This window comes from Rhizobium sp. UFLA01-1127, assembly GCF_059803845.1.
This window is the reverse complement of the sequence record NZ_JAUQTZ010000107.1, coordinates 1-21,512: the sequence shown is the minus strand read 5'-3', so window position 1 is coordinate 21,512 and position 21,512 is coordinate 1. Positions and strand designations below refer to the sequence as shown.

Annotated in this window: 17 protein-coding genes; 14 read left to right on the top strand and 3 right to left on the bottom strand. The window is 59.7% G+C overall.

What is annotated here, in order from left to right; all coding sequences use genetic code 11:
- On the top strand, positions 1-302 hold a 302-nt coding region (locus Q4Q11_RS23105; RefSeq protein WP_498570941.1), incomplete at its 5' end, for an adenylate/guanylate cyclase domain-containing protein.
- A gap of 67 nt (positions 303-369) precedes the next feature.
- A complete protein-coding gene (locus Q4Q11_RS23100) occupies positions 370-1,248 on the top strand; it encodes an FkbM family methyltransferase (protein ID WP_498570940.1) in 879 nt (292 codons plus the stop codon).
- 2 nt (positions 1,249-1,250) lie between these two features.
- Here the strand turns inward: Q4Q11_RS23100 and Q4Q11_RS23095 are convergent, their stop codons facing one another.
- The gene (locus Q4Q11_RS23095) at positions 1,251-1,730 is read right to left on the bottom strand and encodes a class I SAM-dependent methyltransferase (protein ID WP_498570944.1); all 480 of its coding nucleotides are present in this window, start codon (positions 1,728-1,730) and stop codon (positions 1,251-1,253) included.
- A gap of 144 nt (positions 1,731-1,874) precedes the next feature.
- Between Q4Q11_RS23095 and Q4Q11_RS23090 the strand changes: the two genes are divergently transcribed.
- The 11 genes from Q4Q11_RS23090 to Q4Q11_RS23040 all read left to right on the top strand — a co-directional run bounded on the left by Q4Q11_RS23090 (position 1,875) and on the right by Q4Q11_RS23040 (position 18,210).
- The gene (locus tag Q4Q11_RS23090; protein ID WP_498570939.1) at positions 1,875-3,050 is read left to right on the top strand and encodes a DUF3095 domain-containing protein; all 1,176 of its coding nucleotides are present in this window, start codon (positions 1,875-1,877) and stop codon (positions 3,048-3,050) included.
- A 352-nt stretch (positions 3,051-3,402) separates the two neighbouring features.
- Positions 3,403-4,743, top strand: a complete 1,341-nt coding sequence (locus Q4Q11_RS23085; RefSeq protein WP_498570943.1) for an adenylate/guanylate cyclase domain-containing protein — start codon at positions 3,403-3,405, stop codon at positions 4,741-4,743.
- A 160-nt stretch (positions 4,744-4,903) separates the two neighbouring features.
- Complete coding sequence (locus Q4Q11_RS23080; protein ID WP_112509783.1) at positions 4,904-6,811, top strand: ABC transporter ATP-binding protein; 1,908 nt, start codon at positions 4,904-4,906, stop codon at positions 6,809-6,811.
- Positions 6,808-8,730, top strand: a complete 1,923-nt coding sequence (locus tag Q4Q11_RS23075) for an ABC transporter substrate-binding protein (protein ID WP_112509782.1) — start codon at positions 6,808-6,810, stop codon at positions 8,728-8,730. The genes Q4Q11_RS23080 and Q4Q11_RS23075 overlap by 4 nt, the downstream gene beginning before the upstream one ends.
- Positions 8,723-9,721 carry an ABC transporter permease gene (locus tag Q4Q11_RS23070; RefSeq protein ID WP_112509780.1) on the top strand — a complete coding sequence of 333 codons (999 nt, stop codon included), beginning with the start codon at positions 8,723-8,725 and terminating at the stop codon, positions 9,719-9,721. Before Q4Q11_RS23075 ends, Q4Q11_RS23070 begins: the two co-directional genes overlap by 8 nt.
- The gene (locus Q4Q11_RS23065; RefSeq protein WP_113222283.1) at positions 9,718-10,893 is read left to right on the top strand and encodes an ABC transporter permease; all 1,176 of its coding nucleotides are present in this window, start codon (positions 9,718-9,720) and stop codon (positions 10,891-10,893) included. Before Q4Q11_RS23070 ends, Q4Q11_RS23065 begins: the two co-directional genes overlap by 4 nt.
- A gap of 99 nt (positions 10,894-10,992) precedes the next feature.
- Positions 10,993-12,207: a glycosyltransferase family protein gene (locus tag Q4Q11_RS23060; protein ID WP_498570938.1), complete on the top strand. Its 1,215-nt coding sequence runs from the start codon at positions 10,993-10,995 to the stop codon at positions 12,205-12,207.
- Between the two features lie 11 nt (positions 12,208-12,218).
- The gene (locus Q4Q11_RS23055) at positions 12,219-13,484 is read left to right on the top strand and encodes a glycosyltransferase family 4 protein (RefSeq protein ID WP_498570942.1); all 1,266 of its coding nucleotides are present in this window, start codon (positions 12,219-12,221) and stop codon (positions 13,482-13,484) included.
- A complete protein-coding gene (locus Q4Q11_RS23050) occupies positions 13,481-14,626 on the top strand; it encodes a glycosyltransferase (protein WP_112679300.1) in 1,146 nt (381 codons plus the stop codon). The genes Q4Q11_RS23055 and Q4Q11_RS23050 overlap by 4 nt, the downstream gene beginning before the upstream one ends.
- Positions 14,627-14,965: 339 nt before the next feature.
- The gene (locus Q4Q11_RS23045; protein WP_498570937.1) at positions 14,966-17,680 is read left to right on the top strand and encodes an ABC transporter transmembrane domain-containing protein; all 2,715 of its coding nucleotides are present in this window, start codon (positions 14,966-14,968) and stop codon (positions 17,678-17,680) included.
- A gap of 53 nt (positions 17,681-17,733) precedes the next feature.
- Positions 17,734-18,210, top strand: a complete 477-nt coding sequence (locus Q4Q11_RS23040; RefSeq protein ID WP_112512901.1) for a Crp/Fnr family transcriptional regulator — start codon at positions 17,734-17,736, stop codon at positions 18,208-18,210.
- A 174-nt stretch (positions 18,211-18,384) separates the two neighbouring features.
- On the opposite strand, the gene Q4Q11_RS23035 is transcribed toward Q4Q11_RS23040, so the two are convergent.
- Together Q4Q11_RS23035 and Q4Q11_RS23030 are read right to left on the bottom strand one after the other, a co-directional pair.
- Positions 18,385-19,002, bottom strand: coding sequence for a hypothetical protein (locus Q4Q11_RS23035; RefSeq protein WP_498570936.1), 618 nt, complete (start codon positions 19,000-19,002; stop codon positions 18,385-18,387).
- A 419-nt stretch (positions 19,003-19,421) separates the two neighbouring features.
- Positions 19,422-20,243, bottom strand: a complete 822-nt coding sequence (locus tag Q4Q11_RS23030; protein WP_498570935.1) for an NAD(P)H-dependent oxidoreductase — start codon at positions 20,241-20,243, stop codon at positions 19,422-19,424.
- Between the two features lie 95 nt (positions 20,244-20,338).
- Between Q4Q11_RS23030 and Q4Q11_RS23025 the strand changes: the two genes are divergently transcribed.
- Complete coding sequence (locus Q4Q11_RS23025) at positions 20,339-21,271, top strand: LysR family transcriptional regulator (RefSeq protein WP_498570934.1); 933 nt, start codon at positions 20,339-20,341, stop codon at positions 21,269-21,271.
- Positions 21,272-21,512: the final 241 nt, after the last annotated feature.

Genomic DNA, 21,512 nt, shown 5'->3' with positions numbered 1-21,512 from the left:
ATGAACTGGCCGCCCCGCTCGAAATCGCCATCGGCATCCACACCGGCCTCGCCGTGGTGGGATCGATGGGCTATGGCAGCGTCAAGAACGTGACGGCGATCGGCGACACGGTCAATGTCGCCAGCCGCCTGGAAAGTGTCGCCAAGGAGTTCAACAGTGCGCTCGTCTTTTCGGAGCCGGTGGCGCAGCTTTCGGAAGTCGATATCGCCGGCACCGAAAGCCGCGAGATTGCCGTTCGAGGCCGCGGCGAACCATTGCGCGTCTACATCGTCTCGAAGGAGATGAGCGGCCACTTTGCCTGATTTGTCGAGCCGGGCAACGACGATCTTCCGGTTTGCAATGGAGAAACCCTGGTGTAGGGATGCCTTCATGTCCGAGCGCAAGATCCTCACGAAAAAATACTGGAAACGAGCTTTCCGCAGAAAGCGGGACGCCATTGCCACGCGGCTGTTCGATACACGGCTCGGCCGGGACATTCTGGTCAGTGCGCTCGGCCCTCGTGTGAAGACCATGACGGTCGATTGCGGAGATCACGTCCTGAGCTTCTCGCCTGCCGACTACATCGGCCGCAAGGTGTTTCGCAAAGGGCATTTCGAGCGCGACCACGTCGACCGGCTGCTGAGCGTGCTGCGCGAGCGCGGCCTTCTGCGCAAAGGTACGGCCCTCCTGGAACTCGGCGGCAATATCGGCACGCAGACCTGCTATTTTGCCCTAAGCGGCGCTTATGACCGTATCGTCAGCGTCGAGCCGGACCCGCGCAATTTCCGGCTGCTGGCGATCAACATCGCCGATAATGGCCTGCAGGGGAGGGTGACTGCGGTCAATTGCGCTGCCGGCGACCGCGAGGGACAGCTCGACTTTTATCTCAATCACAAGAACCACGGCAAAAGCAGCGCATTGCGGCAAGGTTCAACCGACGAGAAGATCTCCGTTCCCGTCCGGCCCGTCAGCGATATTCTCTTGCGGGCCGGGATCGATCCGGCCGATATCGGTCTGATCTGGATGGATATCGAAGGCTACGAGCCGGTTGCCTGCCGTTCGATGAATGTGCTGATGTCCCGTAAGGTGCCGCTCTATATGGAGTTCACGCCAGCGTTCTATGGTGAAGATCAGACCAGGAATTTCATAGTCGATCTCGCCAGGTACTACAGCGAATGCCTTGTCTTTTTCGAAGACGGCGAGCAAACGATGAAGGTAATCGAACTGCCCACCAAAGGCGAACAGTTCGACGTCTTGTTTCTGCGCTGAAGCTATTTGCGCCGATAGATGAAATAGCGCCCTTCCTTGACGGTTGCGGGCAGGGGCAATGGCTGCAAATCCGGATGGTCGAGGGGCAAGCCGCTGACTGCAAGCCCGCCGGACGCAAGAACGCCAGCCATGATCTCGGGCAGCCAAGTGAGCGTTATCGCATCCTTGTCTTCATAGCCCGTGCCGATATCGGCATGGGCGAGCGAGGCATTGGCACCGACGAATGTTCTCGCCGTATCCTTGATTTCGCCGAGAACGAGATTGCCGGCCGACGGCATGGAAGGGCCATAGGCATTGACTGCCCGGTCGAATGCGACGATGCGGCGATCGGGAAAGAGCTCGCGCAAATGGTCGAAGGTACGGCCATTGCCAAGCCCGAGCTCCAGCACGGGGCCATCAAGAGGTCCGACTGCATCGGCGACGGCATTGAGGATGTCGCGCTGTGCGCTCAGGCGGCGAATGAAACTATCCAGGCGGCTCATCGTATCTGAAGTATCCTTGGCGTCTTGTGCCTCTTCCACAGTCGGCGTAGCACGGCGGGCATCGTGGCGTCGACCGTCCGCTGGTCTTTCGATGCGTTTGTTGTAGGGATAGACTGTCGTGGCGCTTATCGAAGGGGAAATGTCATGGCCGAACCATCCAAAGATGATTTTTTCCATAAGCTCACCGCCTTCACCCGTTTCGAAGGGGTGACCGACAGTGCCAACTACCAGCCTCTTCCCGGCGACTGGCTGATTGCGATCGCCGACATCGTCAGTTCGACGAAGGCGATTGCCGCCGGTCACTACAAATCCGTCAATATGGCGGGCGCCGGCGTGATTTCCGCCGTGCTCAACGCTCTCGACAGAGGAGATTATCCCTTCGCCTTCGGCGGCGACGGCGCGCTGGTGGCAGTTCCGCCCTCCGGCGAAGGACGGGCGCGGCGGGCGCTTGCGGCGGTGCGCGGCTGGGTGACGGCGGAGCTGAAGCTCGATCTGCGCGCGGCACTCGTCCCGATGAGCGCGATTCGCGGCGAAGGCCTCGATGTGCAGGTCGCCCGTTTCAGTCCGAGCGACCATGTCTCCTACGCCATGTTTTCCGGCGGCGGCACGAGCTGGGCGGAACGGCAGATGAAGGCGGGCCGCTTTATCGTCGAGGCGCTGCCGGCAAGGGTGGAACCCGATCTGACGGGTCTTTCCTGCCGGTGGAATCCGATCAAGTCGCGGAACGGCGAGATCGTTTCCATCATCGCCATTCCCGGCGACGATGGAAATGGTCCGAAGTTTCAGCAGCTGGTTGCCGATATCATTGCCATTTCCGCGGAACAGAGCCGCGACGGCCACCCTGTGCCCCTCGAAGGCCCGACGCCGGCCCTGGTCTTCGAGGGCGTCGACATGGAGGCACGAGCCTCGGCGGCGCCTGCCAATCGCTGGTGGCGCAGGCTTGCGATCGATGCCCAGATCGCTCTTGTCTGGGGTCTCGACAAGTTCGGCGTGAAGACGGCAGTCTTCGACGCCAAGATCTACCGGCGCGATCTGGCGGCGAATTCCGATTTCCGCAAATTCGACGACGGTCTTAAAATGACCATCGATGTCGATGCCGCGCATCTCGCGCGCATCAAGGCACGCCTGGATGAGGCCGAGACCGAGGGCGTCGGCCGCTACGGGCTGCATCGGCAGGACAGCGCATTGATGACCTGTTTCGTGCCGACTCCGCTGATGCGCGATCATATGCATTTCATCGATGGCGCGAGCGGCGGCTATGCGATGGCCGCCATGGCAATGAGGGAAAAGAACCCGCCCGAAATGGCTGTCGGCGCCTGACGTTCGGGCTATGCTGGCAGTCCGCTGCGGCTTGCGGTGGCGATTTTCTCTGTCCGTTGCTGTTTTGCCCATTGTTTCAGCGGAATATGCGCCTTATCTCAAGGAGAACAAAACGAGAGCCGCGGCTTGCGGCGATCGTTTCCTGCTGCATTTCATAGGCGGGGGCTGGAACGAAATGCAGCGGAATTTTTTGATGCTGACACGATCTGACGGAAGAGAAGGTCGGCGCTTTTGCGTGATGCTTTCATCCGGCCTGGCCAGTAGGCCGGAAATTCCGAAATTATGGCCGCCGGACTTGACGGTGCCCAAGGTCCGGGACGAGACATCAGCCATTGCAGGATAGGCCGCGGGGATAATGACTATTCATTCGAGTGTTTCTGATCTTCTTCTCGATAAAGTGGCGGAATGGCTGACACAGGCGGCGCTGACGGGTGAAAACCTGGAGACCATCGTCCGCGGCTTCTGCGAGCGCATGGCGGCGACCGGCATGCCGCTCAGCCGCGTGCATCTGACCTTCTCCATGCTTCATCCGCTCTATGACGCGCTCGGCTTCACCTGGCGTCGCGCCGCCGGTCTGACGATCGAGGGCTATCGGCATGTCAACGAGAGGCCGGAACGCTTCATGCAGAGCCCTTATTATTATCTGCTGTCCAACAATCTTCAGCACCTGCGCCGCCGGATCGATGTCGAGGGAGCGGTCGAGTTTCCGATCTTCGAGGATCTGCGCAAGGAGAAGGTGACCGACTATATGGCCTTTGTGCAGACTTTCGGCGCCGGCTCGGTCCAGGGCATGATGGGCTCCTGGTCCACGGACAGCATCGGCGGTTTCAGCGAAGAGATGATCGGCGCGCTGATGCGCATGCAGAATCATCTGGCCATGGCCGCCAAGATGGCGGTTTTGGGCAAGCTCACCAACAATATGCTGACCACCTATCTCGGCGGCGATGCCGGCAAACGTGTGCTGAACGGTCAGATCCGCCGTGGCGACGGCGAAACGATCCGCGCCGCGCTCGTCATGGGCGACATGCGGCAATCCACCGTTTACGCCGAAAAGGAAGGACGCCAGAACTATATCGATACGCTGAACGAGTTCTTCGATGCGATCGCCGCGCCGTTCAACCGCAACGGCGGCGAGATCATGAGTTTTCTTGGCGATGGATTTCTGGCCGTCTATCCGTGCGGGCGGCACAAGGATCCCTCCAAGGTGGCCTGCGAGGCCGCGCTATCGGCCGTTTTCGAGGCGCAGCGCCGGGTCGCCGCGCTCAACGGCGATCGCCGCTCGCGCAATTTGAGCGAAGTGCGCTACGGGATCGGCCTGCATGTCGGCAACGTCATGTTCGGCAATGTCGGATTGAAGGATCGATTGACGTTTTCGGCTTTTGGCGCGGCGGTCAACGAGGTCGAGCGGCTGCAATCCCTGACCAAGAAATATTCGACCGAGGTCGTCGCGAGCCAGGCCTTCTCCAGCTACACCGGTTGCGAGTGGGGAAAGCTCGGCGAGGAGAAGCTGCGCGGCGTGCGCCAGCGCTTCACCGTCGTCTCCCCGAAAGCTGCGACGGCAGCCAATGGCGCACTGGAGATCTTTCAGGAAACGGCGTCAGACAGCCTCTCCGAGGCAGAGCAGGTCATTCTCTTGCACAGGGATGCCAAGAAGTTCGAGAGCCGTCTTCAAGTCGAAAACCTGGCTCCGTGACCGGAGCAAATTCCCGTCTCAGCATAAGCCGATATATCACTGGAAAGACGACAGTTTTTTTATAGTCTCCGCGTTGCCGCGACCAGCTAGACACCCGTTATGGCCTACGTTAGTGTGCTGTATAAGGCCACAAAGGTCATGTGAGCGGGAAGTAATATGTATGGCGTCAGGGACTGATCTACTGCGCATCGAGAACCTCGATGTCTCGTTCTCCCTCTACGGAGACAGCCTGCGCGTCGTCAAGAATGCCGGTTTGAGAGTGCTTCCCGGCAAGGTGACAGCCCTGGTCGGCGAATCCGGCTCCGGCAAGTCGATCATCAGCCAGTCGATCATGGGGATCCTGCCGACGCCGGCGAAGGCGACCGGGCGAATTCTGTTCACCGATCCGCTCGACGGCCGGACGACCGATATTCTCCAGTTGCCGCGCGATGGCATTGCCATGCGCAGGCTGCGCGGCGCGCGCATGGCCAAGATCTTCCAGGAGCCAATGACTTCGCTGTCACCGCTGCATACGGTGGGCAACCAGATCAGCGAAGCGCTGCGTATCCACAACCCTGGTTTCAGCAGGTCGGAACAGCGCGAGAAGACCGAAGAGATGCTGAGCCTTGTCGGTTTTCAGGATCCCTACCACACCTTCGACATGTATCCCTTCGAGCTTTCCGGAGGCATGCGCCAGCGCGCGATGATCGCCATGGCGCTGATCTGCAATCCGGCGCTCCTGATCGCCGACGAGCCGACGACGGCGCTCGACGTTACCATCCAGGCTCAAATTCTCGGCTTGCTGCGCAACCTCCAGCAGACATTCAACATGGCGATGCTGCTGATCACCCATGATCTCGGAGTCGTCGCCAACATGGCCGACGAGGTCGTCGTCATCTATCATGGCGAGATCATGGAGGCAGGCCCGGTCGAAACGATCTTCCGCCAGCCGCAGCATCGCTATCTGAAGGCGCTGATGTCGGCGGTGCCGCATTTCGATATGAAACCGGGACAGCGATTGAAGTCCCTGCGGGATGTACCCGTCAATCTCGGCACCTTTTCCGGCAAGAAGAAACTCATCGGCAATGCTGCACCTGCTGCCGGCACGGCACCCGATGTCCTGCTCAGCGTGCGCAATCTGACCAAGACCTACACGTCGAAGGCCGGCGGGCTGTTCGGGCGGCGGGATGGTGCGAAGTTCCGCGCCGTCGATGACGTCAGTTTCGATATTCGTCGCGGCGAGTGTCTTGGCCTAGTCGGGGAAAGCGGTTGTGGCAAGACGACCGTGAGCAAGATCCTCATGCGAGGGGTTACCGCCGACAGCGGTACCGTCAGCTTCGACGACGGCAGCAGCAAGATCGATGTACTCGCCGTCAGGGGCGACGAATTGATGGATCTGCGCACGAAGATCCAGATGGTGTTTCAGGATCCGGTCTCGTCGCTGTCGCCGCGTATGACGATCCGCAACATCCTGAGCGAGCCCCTGGAAATCCATGGGCATGGCGACAGCGCCGAGCGCAAGGAGAAGGTCACGGCGCTGATGCAGGCAATCGGCCTCGACAAGCACTATTTGAGCCGCTACCCGCACAGCTTTTCCGGCGGCCAGCGCCAGCGCATCGGAATTGCGCGCGCACTGGCGCTCGGGCCGAAGCTTCTGATCCTCGACGAGCCCGTTTCCGCGCTCGATGTGTCCGTACAGGCGCAAATCCTGAACCTTCTCAAGGATCTGCAGAAAGAACTCGGCCTGACCTACCTATTCATTTCGCACAATCTCGCAGTGGTCGATTACATGGCCGACCGGATCGCCGTCATGGCGCGGGGGCGCATCGTCGAAATCGCGCCGCGCGAGGTCATCCTGCGCGCGCCCGTCCATCCCTATACGCGTTCTCTGCTCGCCGCAGTCCCGTTCCCCGATCTCGACCGGCCGCTGGATTTTTCGGCGCTGAACAGCGAAGGGCCTGCGGCCAAGCAGAAGTGGGGGCCGCAATTTTCGGACGGGGCCGACGCGGAACTAGCCTATGCGGATTTGGGCGGCGGACATTTCGTGCGCGTGCGCCGGGGCGTCGATGCCCAGGAGCTGCGCAAATGATCAATCGGCGTACGTTCCTCGGCCTGCTGGCCTCTGCCGTCATGCCGCAGCCTGTTCTGGCTGCCGATGTCGACAATGAACCGGAATACCTCGCCGACTGGCTGCGGGCCGGGCAGATGCCGCATCTTGCCAAGCGCCTGCCGAAATTCCCCCGTATCGTCAGCGTCGCGGCCATGGGCCGCGCACCCGGCCGCTACGGCGGCTCCGTGCGCACGCTCATCGGCAGCCAGAACGACATCCGCTTCATGACGATCTACGGATATGCCCGTCTCGTCGGTTATGACAGCATGCTGACCCTGCAGCCGGACATTCTGGAATCCTTTTCCTCCGTCAACGACATGGTCTTCACCTTCAAGCTGCGCGAGGGCCATAAATGGTCTGACGGACACCCGTTTACGGCCTATGATTTCCGCTATTGGTGGGAAGACGTCATCCTGAACAAGGAGCTCACGCCCGGCGGCGGCGCCCTGGAGCTGCGCCCGCACGGCAGCCTGCCGCGTTTCGAGCTGCTTGACGAATTGACGGTGCGCTACTCCTGGGATGATCCCAACCCGGATTTCCTGCCGATGCTTGCGGCTCCGCAGCCGCTCGTCATCGCCGGGCCTGCGCATTATCTCAAGCAGTTCCACAAGAAATACCAGGACAGCATTCGCCTTTCCTCGCTGATGAAGGAAAACCGGGTGAAGAAATGGCAGGATCTGCACATCAAGATGGGCAAGGCCTATCGGCCTGAAAATCCCAATCTGCCGGTACTCGATCCCTGGAAGAACACGACCGCGCCGCCGGCCGAGCAATTCGTATTCGAACGCAACCCTTATTTTCACCGCGTTGACGAGAACGGGCGGCAGCTGCCCTATATCGACCGCATGATCCTGAACATCAGCTCTTCAGCGATCATCTCCGCCAAGACCGGTGCGGGAGAAAGCGATCTGCAGGCGACCGGCATAGACTTCAACGACTACACCTTCCTGAAAGAGGCGGAAAAGCGCGATCCAAGCAAGATCAAGGTCGATCTTTGGAAGGCTGCGCGGGGGTCGCGCGTTGCCTTGTACCCCAATCTGAACAGTGCCGACGCGGTTTGGCGCGACCTCTTGCGCGATGTTCGGGTGCGCAGGGCGCTGTCGCTGGCGATCGATCGTCACGAGATCAATATGGCCGTGTTCTACGGTCTCGGGACTGCAAGCGCCAACACGGTGCTGCCCGACAGCCCGCTTTTCAGGCCTGAATATGCCTCTGCCTGGATCGAGCACGATCCGGATCAGGCCAATGCGCTTCTGGATGCTGCCGGTCTTGCCAAGCGCGACGAAGACGGCATCCGCTTGCTGCCGGATGGCCGGCGAATGGAAATCACCGTTGAGACACCGGGCGAAAGCACGCTCGATTCCGACGTGCTGGAACTGGTCACCGATCACTGGCGCAAGGTCGGCATTGCACTTTTTATTCGCGTGTCCCAGCGCGATATTTTCCGCAGCCGCGGCATGAGCGGGCGCATTCTGATGTCGATGTGGTATGGCCTCGACAACGGCGTTGCCACGGCCGACATGAATCCCGGCGAATTGGCGCCGACGACCAATGACCAGATGCAATGGCCGCTTTGGGGCATGTACTATCTGTCGCGCCGGACGCAAGGGGTGGCTCCGGACGTGCCCGAAGCGGTCGAGCTGGTCAAGCTGCTGGGCGAATGGGAGGAGGCTGCCTCCTCCTTCGAGCGGGCCGAGATCTGGCATAAGATGCTGAAGATCTATACGGAGCAGGTGTTCTCCATCGGCCTCATCAACGGCACTCTCCAGCCGATCGTCCACTCGGCCCGCATGCAGAACGTGCCGGAAAAGGCGCTTTACGGCTTCGATCCGACCTGCCTGCTCGGCGTGTATATGCCGGACACCTTCTGGATGAAGGAGGACAGCCGGAATGCTTAGATATATCCTTTGGCGTGTCGCCGTGATGATCCCCACTCTGGTCGTCATCTCGATGCTGGTCTTCACCATCATCCAATTGCCGCCCGGGGACTTCTTCGATAGCCAGATCGCCGAACTGCGCGCTCAGGGCGATACGGCGAACCTTCAGGATATGGAGAATCTTCGCCACGAATATGGGCTCGATCAGCCGCTGCCGCTTCAATATCTTCACTGGGCCGGAGGTATGCTGCACGGCGATTTCGGCTATTCTTTCGAATATCAGCTGCCGGTGTCGGATGTAGTCGGCGACCGGCTTTGGCTGACTATCCTCGTATCGATGACGACGATCCTTCTGACCTGGTTGATCGCTTTCCCGATCGGCATCTATTCGGCAACCCATCAATATAGCTGGAGCGACTACGGCCTTACCTTCCTCGGCCTGCTCGGCATCGCCATCCCGAATTTCATGCTGGCGCTGATCCTGATGTATTTCGCCAATGTCTGGTTCGGCGTGTCGATCGGCCATCTGATGGACCAGAAATACCTTTCGCAGCCGATGAGCTGGGAAAAGGCGCGCTCGATTCTCTCGCATCTATGGATCCCGGTCATTATTGTCGGCACGGCCGGAACCGCCGGCATGATCCGCCGCCTTCGCGCCAATCTGCTCGACGAGATGCAGAAGCAATATGTCGTCACCGCGCGTGCCAAGGGGCTGCATCCCCTGAGGACGCTGGTGAAATATCCGCTGCGCATGGCGCTGAACTTCTTCGTCGCCGACATCGGATCGATCCTGCCGTCGATCATCTCCGGCGCCGAAATCACCGCCATCGTGCTGTCGCTGGAGACGACCGGTCCGATGCTGATTAGGGCGCTGCAGAGCCAGGACATGTATCTTGCCGGCTCTTTCCTGATGTTTCTGGCCTTCCTCAATGTCATCGGCGTGCTGATCTCGGATATCGCGCTTGGCTTTCTCGATCCCCGCATCCGCTTGCAAGGCAGGAGCACAAAGTGAGCGTATCCCTGCCAAAACCTGGTGCTCCCCTGGAGCATTATGTCTCGAACGCGGCTTTCGACCCGGATCAGTTCGAGGCAATGTCCGCCGGCCAGCAACGCTACTATATGGCTTCGCAAAAGAAGCTGATGTGGTGGAAGTTCAAGAAGCACAAGCTTGCGCTTGCCTCCGGCATTTTCCTGCTGCTGGCCTATGGCATGATCATCATTGCCGAATTCCTTGCGCCCTATGGGCTGCACACCCGCAATGTGGATTATATCCATTCGCCGCCGCAGGCCGTGCACTTCTTCAACAATGGAGAGTTCGTCGGACCGTTCGTATACGGGCGCAAGATGACGCTGGATATCGATACGTTGCGCCGGGTCTACACCAATAATCCCGCGGACGTGCAACCCATTCGTTTCTTCTGTCGCGGTGATGCCTATCGCTTCTGGGGACTGGTGGATTCGAACCTTCATCTCGTCTGCCCGGCCGTCGGCGGCCAGATGTACCTGCTCGGAACCGACCGGCTGGGCCGGGACGTGCTGTCGCGCATCATCTATGGCGCACGGATATCTCTGACGATCGGGCTTATCGGCATTACGGTCAGCTTCGTCCTCGGCATCGTCATAGGCGGTCTTGCCGGCTATCATGGCGGTCTCCTCGATCTTCTCGTGCAGCGCGTGATCGAGGTGCTGCAGGCGCTGCCGAGCCTACCCCTGTGGATGGCGCTGGCGGCAATCATGCCGGTGAGCTGGAGCCCGATCATCGTCTATTTCGGCATCACCATCATTCTCGGTATTCTCGACTGGACCGGCCTCGCGCGCGCCGTGCGCTCCAAGCTCCTGTCCCTGCGCGAGGAAGACTATGTCCTTGCGGCGCAATTGATGGGCGCCAGCACGCCGCGCATTATCGGCCGCCATCTTGTTCCGGGCTTCATGTCGCATCTCATCGCTTCGGCAACGATTTCGGTTCCGAGCATGATTCTCGGCGAGACTGCGCTGAGCTTTCTCGGATTGGGCCTTCGCCCGCCGATCACGAGCTGGGGTATTTTGCTGACCGAGGCGAGGAGCGTCAGCGTCATCGCCTTTTATCCATGGCTCCTTTTGCCCATGGTCCCGGTGATTTTGGTCATTCTCGCGTTCAACTTTTTAGGAGATGGCTTGCGCGATGCCGCCGATCCCTACAAATAGCTGGGTGAATGGCGAAGACGGCATTGCAATTCGAGAAGCGGCCGCGGATGTCGTTTGCCGACGCACCGCGTATAACTTTCACCCCCAGAGGTTTTGCCCATGAAGCGGCGCTTAGAAGATGCTCGAATCCTCATGTATAGCCATGACACGTTCGGTCTCGGTCATCTCAGGAGATGCCGAACCATAGCCCATGCGCTTGTCGAGGACTATCGCGGCCTGAACGTGCTGATTATCTCCGGCGCAACGATCGCCGGGGCTTTCGACTATCGTGCCCGTGTGGACTTCGTCAAAGTGCCGAGCGTCATCAAGCTGCGCGACGGCGAATATACGTCGATGGCAAGCCACGTCGCACTTCAGGAAACGCTGAAGATGCGGCAATCGATCATTCGCCACACGGCCGAGACCTTCCAGCCGGATGTTTTCATCGTCGACAAGGAGCCGATGGGGCTGAAAGGCGAGATCGAGGAGACGCTGACCTATCTCAAGGCACGCGGCACGACACTCGTTCTGGGCATGCGCGACGTCATGGACGCGCCGCATCTGCTGGAAGCCGAGTGGAAGAAGAACAACGTGCTGCAGAAGATCGATCAGTTCTACGATTGCGTCTGGGTCTATGGGCCGCCGGATTTCCATGATCCGCTCATCGGTCTCGATGTTCCGGCAGGCGTGCGCCGGAAGATGGAGTTCGTCGGCTTCCTGCAGCGCAGCGTTTCCACCCTGGGTACGAAGTCGGAACACGTGCCTGACGAGGACTATATTTTGGTGACGACCGGCGGCGGCGGTGACGGCGCCGATCTGGTCAGCGATGTCGTCGCGGCCTTCGAGCAGGACAGTTCCTTGACGCTGAAGACGCTGATTGTGCTTGGCCCCTATATGCCGGCCAAGGAACGCAGCCAGCTTTTGGAGCGCGCAAGCAGGATCGACTGTCTGCAGGTCATCGAATTCGACAACAAGATGGAAGAATTGATTGCCGGCGCCAAGGCCGTCGTCGCCATGGGCGGCTACAACACCTATTGCGAGATCCTGTCCTTCGACAAGCCGGCGCTGATCATACCGCGCACCCGGCCACGCGAGGAGCAGCTCATCCGCGCGCAGCGGGCGAGCGAGCTCGGTCTTGTCGACATGCTGCTGCCGGAAGAATCTGCCGATCCGAAGCAGCTTGCGGCTGCCTTGAAGCGCCTGCCGAACCGGGCGCCCCCGTCGGCGAGCAACAGCAATATGCGCCTGGAAGGACTGGTGCACATTTCGCGCACCATCGGTGAATGGTTCGATGATCGCGAGCGTTATTCGCCGCTATCGATCGTTGCCGAGTAGAACACCGGAACCTGTCGATGCGGAAGAAAATACTGGTCGTCCTGAAAGGCTATCCCCGCCTGTCGGAAACCTTCATTGCGCAGGAGCTGCTCGGTCTGGAAAAGGCCGGCTTCGACCTGACGTTGATTTCGATGCGCAAGCCCACGGACAAGAAGCGACATCCGGTGCATGACGAGATCAGGGCGCGCGTCGTTTATCTGCCGGAATATCTGCACGACGAGCCGTTGAGAGTGCTTCGCGCCTTCTTTGCCGGTATCGGCAAACCCGGGTTCAAGCCGCTCCTGAAGCAATTCTGGGCCGATCTCAAGCGGGATATCACGCCGAACCGCGTGCGGCGCTTCGGCCAGGCATTGGTGCTGGCGCATGAATGGCCGGACGGCGGCGAATGGCTGCATGCGCATTTCATCCATACACCCGCCTCGGTGACGGCCTATGCCAGCATCATGACCGGCATCCCGTGGACCTGTTCTGCCCATGCCAAGGATATCTGGACCTCGCCGGACTGGGAGCTCTCGGAAAAGCTCGACCGTGCCCGCTGGACGGTGACCTGCACGCGCACCGGCTTCGAGCACATGCGCGATCTGATCGGAGCGGACGACAAGGTATATCTGAGCTATCACGGCCTGGACCTCGATCGCTTCGGATCCTTTGCCGGTGGACATTCTCGTCGCAATGGCGCGGACCTTTCCGATCCGGCCTTCCTTCTCAGCGTCGGCCGCGCCGTCGAGAAGAAGGGCTACGACGTGCTGCTGAACGCCCTGGCGCTGTTGCCGCGCGATCTCCATTGGCGTTTTACCCATATCGGCGGCGGTGAGGGCCTGGCAAAATTGAAGGCCTTGGCCGACGCGCTCGGTATTGCCGATCGCATCGCCTGGAAGGGTGCTCTTGCCCAGGAGGATGTGCTTGCCCATTATCGCCAGGCCGATATTTTTGCGCTCGCCTGCCGGGTGGCGGCCGATGGCGATCGTGACGGGCTGCCGAATGTGCTCGTGGAAGCTTCGAGCCAGCGGCTTGTCTGCGTGTCCACCAATGTCTCCGGCGTTCCCGAACTGCTTGAGGATGGCACGAATGGGCTTGTCGTTCCTTCGGAGGATCCGCAGGCGCTCGCTGCGGCGCTGGAATCTGCCATTCGCAATCCGGCGCTACGTCACAGGCTTGGCGAAGCGGCCGAAAGGCGGGTGCGCGAGCATTTCGACTATCATGCCAGCATACGGCAATTGACTGGATTGTTCGAGGAACAGTGGCAGAAGGAAGAGCAATGGCGGAAATCCGCATGACGGCCTCGTATTCCCCACCCTTGCGCGTTTTCTTCTATGTTCAACATCTGCTCGGCATCGGCCATCTGGCGCGGGCGAGCCGCATTGCCGGTGCGCTGGCGAAGGATGGGTGCGAAGTCACGGTCGTCACCGGCGGCATACCGGTCAACGGATTTCCCGGTGCTGATGTGACCTCCGTGACACTGCCGGCCGTGGTCGCCAGCAGTGCCGGTTTTTCCGGCCTCGCCGATCAGTCCGGCAACCCCGTCGGCGAAGAGTTTCTGTCCCGCCGCCGCGATCTTCTGCTGGAGGCATTCCGGAAGGCGGCACCCGATGTCGTCATCATCGAGGCATTTCCCTTCGGGCGCAGGCAGATGCGTTTCGAGCTCCTGCCGCTGCTCGACGCCATTGCCAAATCTGACCCGAAGCCGAGGCTCTACACCTCGGTGCGCGATATTCTGCAGCAGCAGAAGAAGCCGGGGCGCGACGAGGAGACGGTCGGCCTCCTGCGCGATCATTTCGATGGTGTCCTCGTCCATGGCGATCCGCATTTCGTCCGGCTGGAAGAAACTTTTCCGCTGACCGAGGCGATCGCCGACAAGGTCGTCTATACGGGCCTTGTGGCACCCGCTTTGCCGCCGGAGCCTGCCGAAACCTTCGACATCGTCGTTTCGGCCGGCGGCGGCGCGGTCGGACGCGATCTTATCCGCGCATCGCTCGAGGCGGCAAGCCGCATGGCGGCCGATCGCCGCTGGCTGCTCATCGCCGGCCCGAACCTGCCCGAACAGGATTATGCCGGTCTCGCCAAGGATGCGCCCGGCAATGTTGAGCTTGTCCGCTTCCGCAAGGATTTTCCCTCTCTCCTGCGCGGAGCGGCGCTGTCGATTTCGCAGGCCGGCTACAATACGGTCGGCGATCTTCTCGTGGCGCGCTGCCGCGCCATTCTGGTTCCTTTCACGGCCGGCGGCGAGACGGAGCAGTCCGTCCGAGCCGAACGGCTGGAGAAATTGGGGCTGGCACTGGCCCTGCCGGAGGCGGGGCTGACGACCGATTTGTTGGCCGAGGCGGTCGAGATCGCGCTGGCGCGACCCAAGCCGGGCAATCCGGATATCGATCTTGGCGGCGCTGCCAGAACATCGGCCATACTACGCCGGATGACATAAAGCCGGTTGCGCAAAGTGTCCCCGATCTTGTGACAACGACATACGCAAAATCAACGATTAAAGCGCGCGAGGCGAATCTGAGAGATCGCCGGATGCCTTAGGGAACAGGTACATCGGCTATCGAGGGCACCCTGTCGTTTTATCCGCCTGGATTCCTGCAATCTTGTGATATAAATCAAGAAATCGATGAATCGGGAGGAGCGTGGACGAAAGACCGGGCGGCGTCTCTTTTCACACATGGGGCCACGTATCCGCAACGAAAACTTCCCGCATCCCTGCAACATCGGTGCCGGCGTCCGGCCGGCGCTGGGCGTTGAATTTGAAAGCTTGCAGTAAGCAATGGAAAAAAGCCTAGCGCGTTATATTTGGTCGAATACCCGGCTGGAGCAGATCTGGATACTGCTTGTCGTTGCGGCCTCCATGATCCCGTATTTCCTGTCTTTCGACCTGCCGAAGCAGATCGTCAACGGGCCGATCCAGGGCAAGGGGTTCGAGCATCCCGGCGACACGCAGACCTTCCTGCACATCGCCTTCGATGTACCGCTGATGGGTCACATCGAAGTGTTTCATGGCGTGCAGCTCACCCGCATGTGGATGCTGATAGCGCTGAGCCTGGTATTCCTGGCGCTTGTCGTGCTCAATGGCCTCTTCAAGCTTTACATCAATACCTACAAGGGACGGCTCGGCGAGCGCATGCTTCGCCGCATTCGTTTCGAGCTGATCGATCGCGTATTGCGCTTTCCTCCCGCCCATTTCAAGCGGGTGAAGCCTGCGGAAATCGCCACCATGATCAAGGACGAGGTGGAGCCTATGGGCGGCTTCACGGGCGATGCCTTCGTGCAGCCGGCGCTTCTCGGCGGCCAGGCGGTGACCGCGCTCGTCTTCATCGTCATGCAGAATTTCTGGCTCGGCATGATTGCCGCTGCCATCGTCGCCGTGCAGGCGATCGTCATTCCCCGCATGCGCAAGCGCCTCCTGGAGCTCGGCCGCCAGCGGCAGCTGACGGCACGCGAACTTTCCGGCCGTGTCGGCGAGATCGTCGACGGTATCGGCACCATCCACGCCAACGACACCACGAACCTGGAGCGCGCCGATATCGCCCACCGGCTCGGATTGATCTTTTCGATCCGTTACGATCTCTATCAATGGAAGTTCCTGGTGAAATTCATCAACAACTTCCTTGCGCAGGTCACGCCTTTCCTCTTCTACCTGATCGGCGGCTTCCTGGCTCTGCAGGGCCGCCTGGACATCGGTCAGCTCGTTGCCGTCATCAATGCCTATAAGGACCTGCCCGGGCCGCTGAAGGAACTGATCGACTGGGATCAGTCGCGCCAGGACGTTCAGGTCAAATACAATCAGGTGGTCGAGCAGTTCAGCGTCGACAATCTGATCGACCCGAAAATCCAACTCGTCTCGCACGCGCCGGCCGGCCGCATCACTCATTCTCTCGTTGCGACCAATCTGACCGTCGTCGACGACAGCGGCGCCCGCGTGCTGGATCACGTTTCCGTCGAAATTCACCCTGGAGAAAAGGTCGCGATCGTCGGCGACAGCGGTGCCGGCGGCGAATATCTGGCCGAAGCGTTCGGCCGCCTGATCTGGCCGGACAGCGGCCGCATCTCCATCGACGGGCGGGATATCCTGGAACTGCCGGAATCGGTGACCGGCCGGCGCATCGCCTATGCCTCCTCCGAAACGTTCTTCTTCCACGGCACCTTGCGCAGCAATCTTCTCTACGGCCTCAAGCACGCGCCGCTCATCGCCCCCGTCTACGACGAGGAGGAGGCCACTAAGACCAAGTGGAGCATGGCCGAGGCCCGGCGTGCGGCCAATCCGGAATTCGATCTCAATAGCGATTGGGTCGATTATGCCGCCGCCGGCGCAACGGGGCCGGATGACATCTATTCCGTAATCCGCCCGGTTCTCGATGCCGTGGCGATGTCGCAGGATATTTTCGACATGGCATTGCGCTCGAATGTCGATGCCGCGACGCATCAGGACCTGACCTCCCGCATCGTCGAGCTGCGGCAGGCATTGCGGTTGCGGCTGGAAGAGGAAAAGCTCGAGGATCTCGTCGTTCCCTTCCAGTTTGATACCTATAATCTGCAGGCGACGGTCGGCGAAAATCTGCTGTTCGGCACGCTGAAGCGGCCGCAGATGACCAATCGCAAGCTTGCCGCGCATCCCTATTTCCGGCAGATTTTCACCGAGACGGGCCTGGTGTCCGACCTCTACGACATGGGTCTGGAGATCGCCGAAAACGCGGTCGAGCTGTTCACCGATCTGCCGCCCGACCATCCGTTCTTCCAGCAGCTGACCTTCATGACGGCGGAAGACATCCCGACCTATGAGGCATTGCTGCAAAAGCTGAATGGCAAGGGTTACGAAGCCGCGACCGATGACGAGCGCGCGGCCATCATCCGCCTGAGCTTCTCCTACATCGAGCCGCGCCATCGTTTCGGTCTTCTGACGCAGGTGCTGATGGAAAAGATCGTGCAGGCGCGCGCGACGTTCTACGAGAATATTCCCGCCGATCTTGCAAGCGTGATCGAGCGCTACGATCCCGAGCGCTTCACCGCTTCTGCGACTTTGATGGATAATGTGCTGTTCGGCCGTATCGCCCATCAGCAGGCCAATGCGCCGGAGCAGATCCACCAGATCATGTATGATGTATTCGGGCGTCTTGGAATGCACGACAGCGTCCTGTCGATCGGCCTGGATTTCGACGTCGGCTCGGGCGGCAAGCGTCTGACGAATGTGCAGCGTCAGAAGCTCAATCTGGGGCGTGCGCTTTTGAAGCGGGCCGACTATATCATCTGCAATCGCCCGCTTCCTGCGCTCGATCATCGCGTTCAGGATCAGATCGCGAGGGCCATTCTGCACGGGCACGACAGCGCCGGCTATGCGCCGGCGATCATCTGGGTGCTGTCCAATCCCGGCTTTGCGGAATTGTTCGACCGTGTTCTGGTCTTCGACCATGGGAGTCTCGTCGAAAGCGGCTCCACGACCGATCTTTTAGAGAAAAACGGTATGTTCAAAGAACTGTTATCGTAATATCCTATCTCGACAGTGGCGTCTGGGGCCGAACACTGGGGGTATCGAAGCTCATGCTTCTGAAGGATGAAGTTGAAATGCTGAAGCGGGTGCCGATTTTTTCGCGCATCGCACCCGCAAAATTGAAACTCTTGGCGTTTACGTCGGATCGGGTCAGCTACAATGCTGGCCAAACCCTATTTCATCAGGGCGATCAAGGTGATGCTGCTTATGTTGTTCTTTCAGGAACTGCTGATATTCTCGTCGATAGCCCAGCCGGCGAGATCAAGGTGGCGGAAGTCGACGTCAATTCCATCGTCGGCGAAATTGCCATTCTCTGCGATGTCTCCCGTACGGCCACGGTGAAAGCGACCTCGAGGCTGGAAGCGCTGAAGATCAGCAAGGAACATTTCCTGAAGCTGCTCAGCGATTTTCCGGAAATGGCCGTCGAGATCATGCGCGTGCTTGCAGACCGCCTCAACCACACGACCTCGGAACTGACCGCCGTCCGCAGTCGCCTCAACCAGCCGCAGCCAATATCCACGCATTGAGATCGCAATATCCGGCCCCGCGTTTTCAGGCGACTTGGCTTAGCGATTTGGACATAGGCCCGTGCTGACCTCCCGGAGCATTTCCAGGAACGATGCGCAGCGGCTTTCCGCAGAAAAATACGAAAAGAATCAAGTAGATAGAGCGTCTTCGCGAATCGAAGAAAAGCTAATTCTTTAGGAAGCGATGAAGAACGTCGCAATCAGCAGCGCGATTCCGATCCAGCCGATCAGAAGGAGGCGCCAGGTTGTGCCTCTTCTCTCCCGAAAGAAGGCCTTTCTTGCCGCCTTGTCGGTCTTGAAGGCTGCATTGTTTGCGGCCTGAACATTGGTCGCCATGATGCGTCGCCAGCCGCCGCCGATGCCGATCACGATCAGGACGAGGCATACGATGCGAACGATATCGATCATTGAGAATCCATGGAAGATTTGATGCGAGGCAGGTGCGACGACAGGTAACCGAGGATCGGACGTACTGCAACCTGTAAAACAGGCCTCGGCTTGCCTGTCAACCAAACGTTTCAATGAATCAGGCTCGTCATTTGGGGCATGCGGAATATGGCAAACGCAATTCCGAAATATCCGCGGCTCGAATATGAGCGGAGATTTCTCGTCAACGATGTTCCGGATCGTTCCGGAATGACATTCCGGTTGATCGGAGAATGCGCGAAAAATAGAACAAGCAATCCCATTATCAAATTCGATCAGCCACATGTCGGACATGGCCAAATGCCGCTGCCCGTTGTTGCGGCACTTGGCCAACATGTTTCCGTTCGATGCGAAATCGAATAACATCTCTTCTTATGACGGACGATCATGAGAGAGCGCAGGGTATGTGTATGCAGCCGATCCACTACGGGCTCGCGAGGGCAACTGCCTTAGCCGCTCTGATTGTTTTCCCTGCTGTTTTCTTTGTTTCCTGCTCGACGGTCGGCGGAACGGGCAGTCACTCTCGTTCCGCAACCATGAGTAAATCGACAGATCCCGCCAAGGACAAGGCCGCCGAACGCCGGCGATGGGAAGAGAGGGTTCAACGAGATAATGAATTGGCTCCAAGCGGGTCAGCGCCCGGTTCCTACGGCTCGTTTGGTCCTCGTTTCAGTTGGTAAGCGATAGGTTTGCAAACCGTGCTGCCTAAGAGCGTTTCCCCTTTTTCTTGAATCGCGAAAACGCTCTATATTCTTGTTTCTTTGCACATTCCCGGCGGAAAGCCGCTACGCACTTTTCCTGGAACTGCTCTGGGTAGATGCAGCAGCATCTTTTAGATGCAGTGCAAAGCCTGATGCACTCGAACCGCTCAGCTCCGCGCGGAGTTGCATGGCCGGGATGTGGTAATCCCCGCCATTTTGACGGCGGTAAGGGATGGGACGTGTCGTTTCAAGTGTACGCATCCGGTCGCGCAGACTTTCTGCAGCGGCTTCGAAGCGGGCGTTGTCGAGGCGATCGGTGCTGTACGTCACGAAGGACGGCAGCACATTGTAGCCCGGGTAGTAGAGAATCCCATGATTGATCGGAAACAGAAGATCGTCGATTGGTCCATTGATTCCCCGGGGAGCGTAGTGTTCCTCCCAACCGCCTGCCGTTACGATCAACATGGCTCGTTTGCCGGCCAAGGTTCCCTCGCCATAACGATCGCCCCAGCGCTTGTCGCTATGCTCGCCGACGCCATAGGCGAAGCCATATGCAAACACACGGTCGACCCAGCCTTTCAGGATGGCGGGCATGGAGAACCACCAGAGCGGAAACTGCAGGATCAATGTATCGGCCCAGAGAAGCTTTTCGATTTCCGCCTTGACATCGTCCGTCAGCGTATCGGTGCTGAAAGCATGTTTGGAGGCGGCGACCGGTATGAGCCGCTCGTCGGGAGCCAAGGAAGGGAAATCCGTGCGGTCGACCGCGGATTTCCACCGCATGGCATGGAGGTCGGAAACCCGAACCGTATGGCCGGCTGCTTCCAACTCCTGGATCGCGACATCGCGCAGCGATGCGGAAAGGGATTTCGGTTCGGGGTGAGCGAAGACGATGAGCACATTCATAATGGCGCCTGCTTGTTGGAGAAAACCTCACCTGAAGCTAGGCCATGTTCCACTAATGCGGTACAGAGGTGAAATGAATATGATAATGCCGAATAATGGATAGATCGGACATCACGCTCGAACGCATCCGCACCTTCGTCCGTGTCGCCGAACGCGGGAACCTGTCGGCTGTGGCGCGCGAGCTGAACATCGGCCAGTCGAGTGTCACGCGGCATCTGCGCGAGCTTGAGGACGCCCTGGGCGTGGCGCTGCTGAGCCGCACGACCCGCCGCGTCACGCTTACCGAGGAAGGCAGCCGTTATTATGCCAGCGCCCTTCAAATCCTGCGCCTGTTGGAGCAGGCGGCAGATGAAGCGCGAAGCGCGCGGAGCGCTTCCAGCGGCACGGTTCGTATCTCCTGTACGGCCGCCCTCGGCGTCCGGCACATCAGCGGGTTGATCTTCGACTTTCAAGATCGCCACCCTGACATCGCGGTCGATCTCAGCCTGACGGATGAGCGTATTGATCTCATCCGCGAAGGCGTGGACATTGCGCTGCGCCTTGGTCCGCTCACCGACAGCTCCATGAAGCTGCGGGCGATCGGCCAAAGCCGGCGTGTCCTCGTCGCCTCTCCCGCCTATCTGGCAAGCCATGGCCGGCCGGAGACGCCCGAGGAACTCGAGGACCATGAAGGCATCCGCATGTCGAATGTTGCCGGGAGCGAATTCCTCGCGCTCGAACAGGCGGGAGGTACACGGCACGTCGTGCCTTTCGATGGCCGCCTGCGCGTCGATCATGGGCTCGCTGCGCGCGAAGCCTTTGCCGCGGGGCGCGGCTTCGGTCCCGCCCATATCTGGCTGGTAGACGACCTTCTCGCGGACGGCCGGCTCGAAGCGATCCTGCCTGACTATGCGCCATCGGCCGTGCCGTTGAACATGCTCATTGCGCCCGAACGAAGCGACATTACGCGTGTCAGGCTGCTGGTCGAGTTTCTAGCCGGGGCGATGTTGCGCATCCCCGGCATAGAGCGGTCACGGACGGGCAGTTAGACCGCCCGCCTGGCGGTTCTTCCAGCGTCCCTGATCAACTGAAAGCATCGAGAGCCAATCACCGACGCCGATCCCGTCTGTTTCCAGCGTTGTCAGAGAAATGCTACCGCACTGAGCGCCAACATCTGGCTCTTCGATGAACATGCCCATTCGAGGCCGATGAAGGAGGACACTCCGTTTCATCGCAAACCGAGATCAACTTCTACCTTAATGATCATTTTAGCCAGGTGCAGTCCCCGAG

What these genes read in the sequence shown, in the direction of transcription:
- Q4Q11_RS23100 (WP_498570940.1), top strand. Translation starts at nt 370, where the DNA reads ATGTCCGAGCGCAAGATCCTCACGAAAAAATACTGGAAACGAGCTTTC.
- Q4Q11_RS23095 (WP_498570944.1), bottom strand. Translation starts at nt 1,730, where the DNA reads ATGAGCCGCCTGGATAGTTTCATTCGCCGCCTGAGCGCACAGCGCGAC.
- Q4Q11_RS23090 (WP_498570939.1), top strand. Translation starts at nt 1,875, where the DNA reads ATGGCCGAACCATCCAAAGATGATTTTTTCCATAAGCTCACCGCCTTC.
- Q4Q11_RS23080 (WP_112509783.1), top strand. Translation starts at nt 4,904, where the DNA reads ATGGCGTCAGGGACTGATCTACTGCGCATCGAGAACCTCGATGTCTCG.
- Q4Q11_RS23075 (WP_112509782.1), top strand. Translation starts at nt 6,808, where the DNA reads ATGATCAATCGGCGTACGTTCCTCGGCCTGCTGGCCTCTGCCGTCATG.
- Q4Q11_RS23070 (WP_112509780.1), top strand. Translation starts at nt 8,723, where the DNA reads ATGCTTAGATATATCCTTTGGCGTGTCGCCGTGATGATCCCCACTCTG.
- Q4Q11_RS23060 (WP_498570938.1), top strand. Translation starts at nt 10,993, where the DNA reads ATGAAGCGGCGCTTAGAAGATGCTCGAATCCTCATGTATAGCCATGAC.
- Q4Q11_RS23050 (WP_112679300.1), top strand. Translation starts at nt 13,481, where the DNA reads ATGACGGCCTCGTATTCCCCACCCTTGCGCGTTTTCTTCTATGTTCAA.
- Q4Q11_RS23045 (WP_498570937.1), top strand. Translation starts at nt 14,966, where the DNA reads ATGGAAAAAAGCCTAGCGCGTTATATTTGGTCGAATACCCGGCTGGAG.
- Q4Q11_RS23040 (WP_112512901.1), top strand. Translation starts at nt 17,734, where the DNA reads ATGCTTCTGAAGGATGAAGTTGAAATGCTGAAGCGGGTGCCGATTTTT.
- Q4Q11_RS23035 (WP_498570936.1), bottom strand. Translation starts at nt 19,002, where the DNA reads ATGTTATTCGATTTCGCATCGAACGGAAACATGTTGGCCAAGTGCCGC.
- Q4Q11_RS23030 (WP_498570935.1), bottom strand. Translation starts at nt 20,243, where the DNA reads ATGAATGTGCTCATCGTCTTCGCTCACCCCGAACCGAAATCCCTTTCC.
- Q4Q11_RS23025 (WP_498570934.1), top strand. Translation starts at nt 20,339, where the DNA reads ATGGATAGATCGGACATCACGCTCGAACGCATCCGCACCTTCGTCCGT.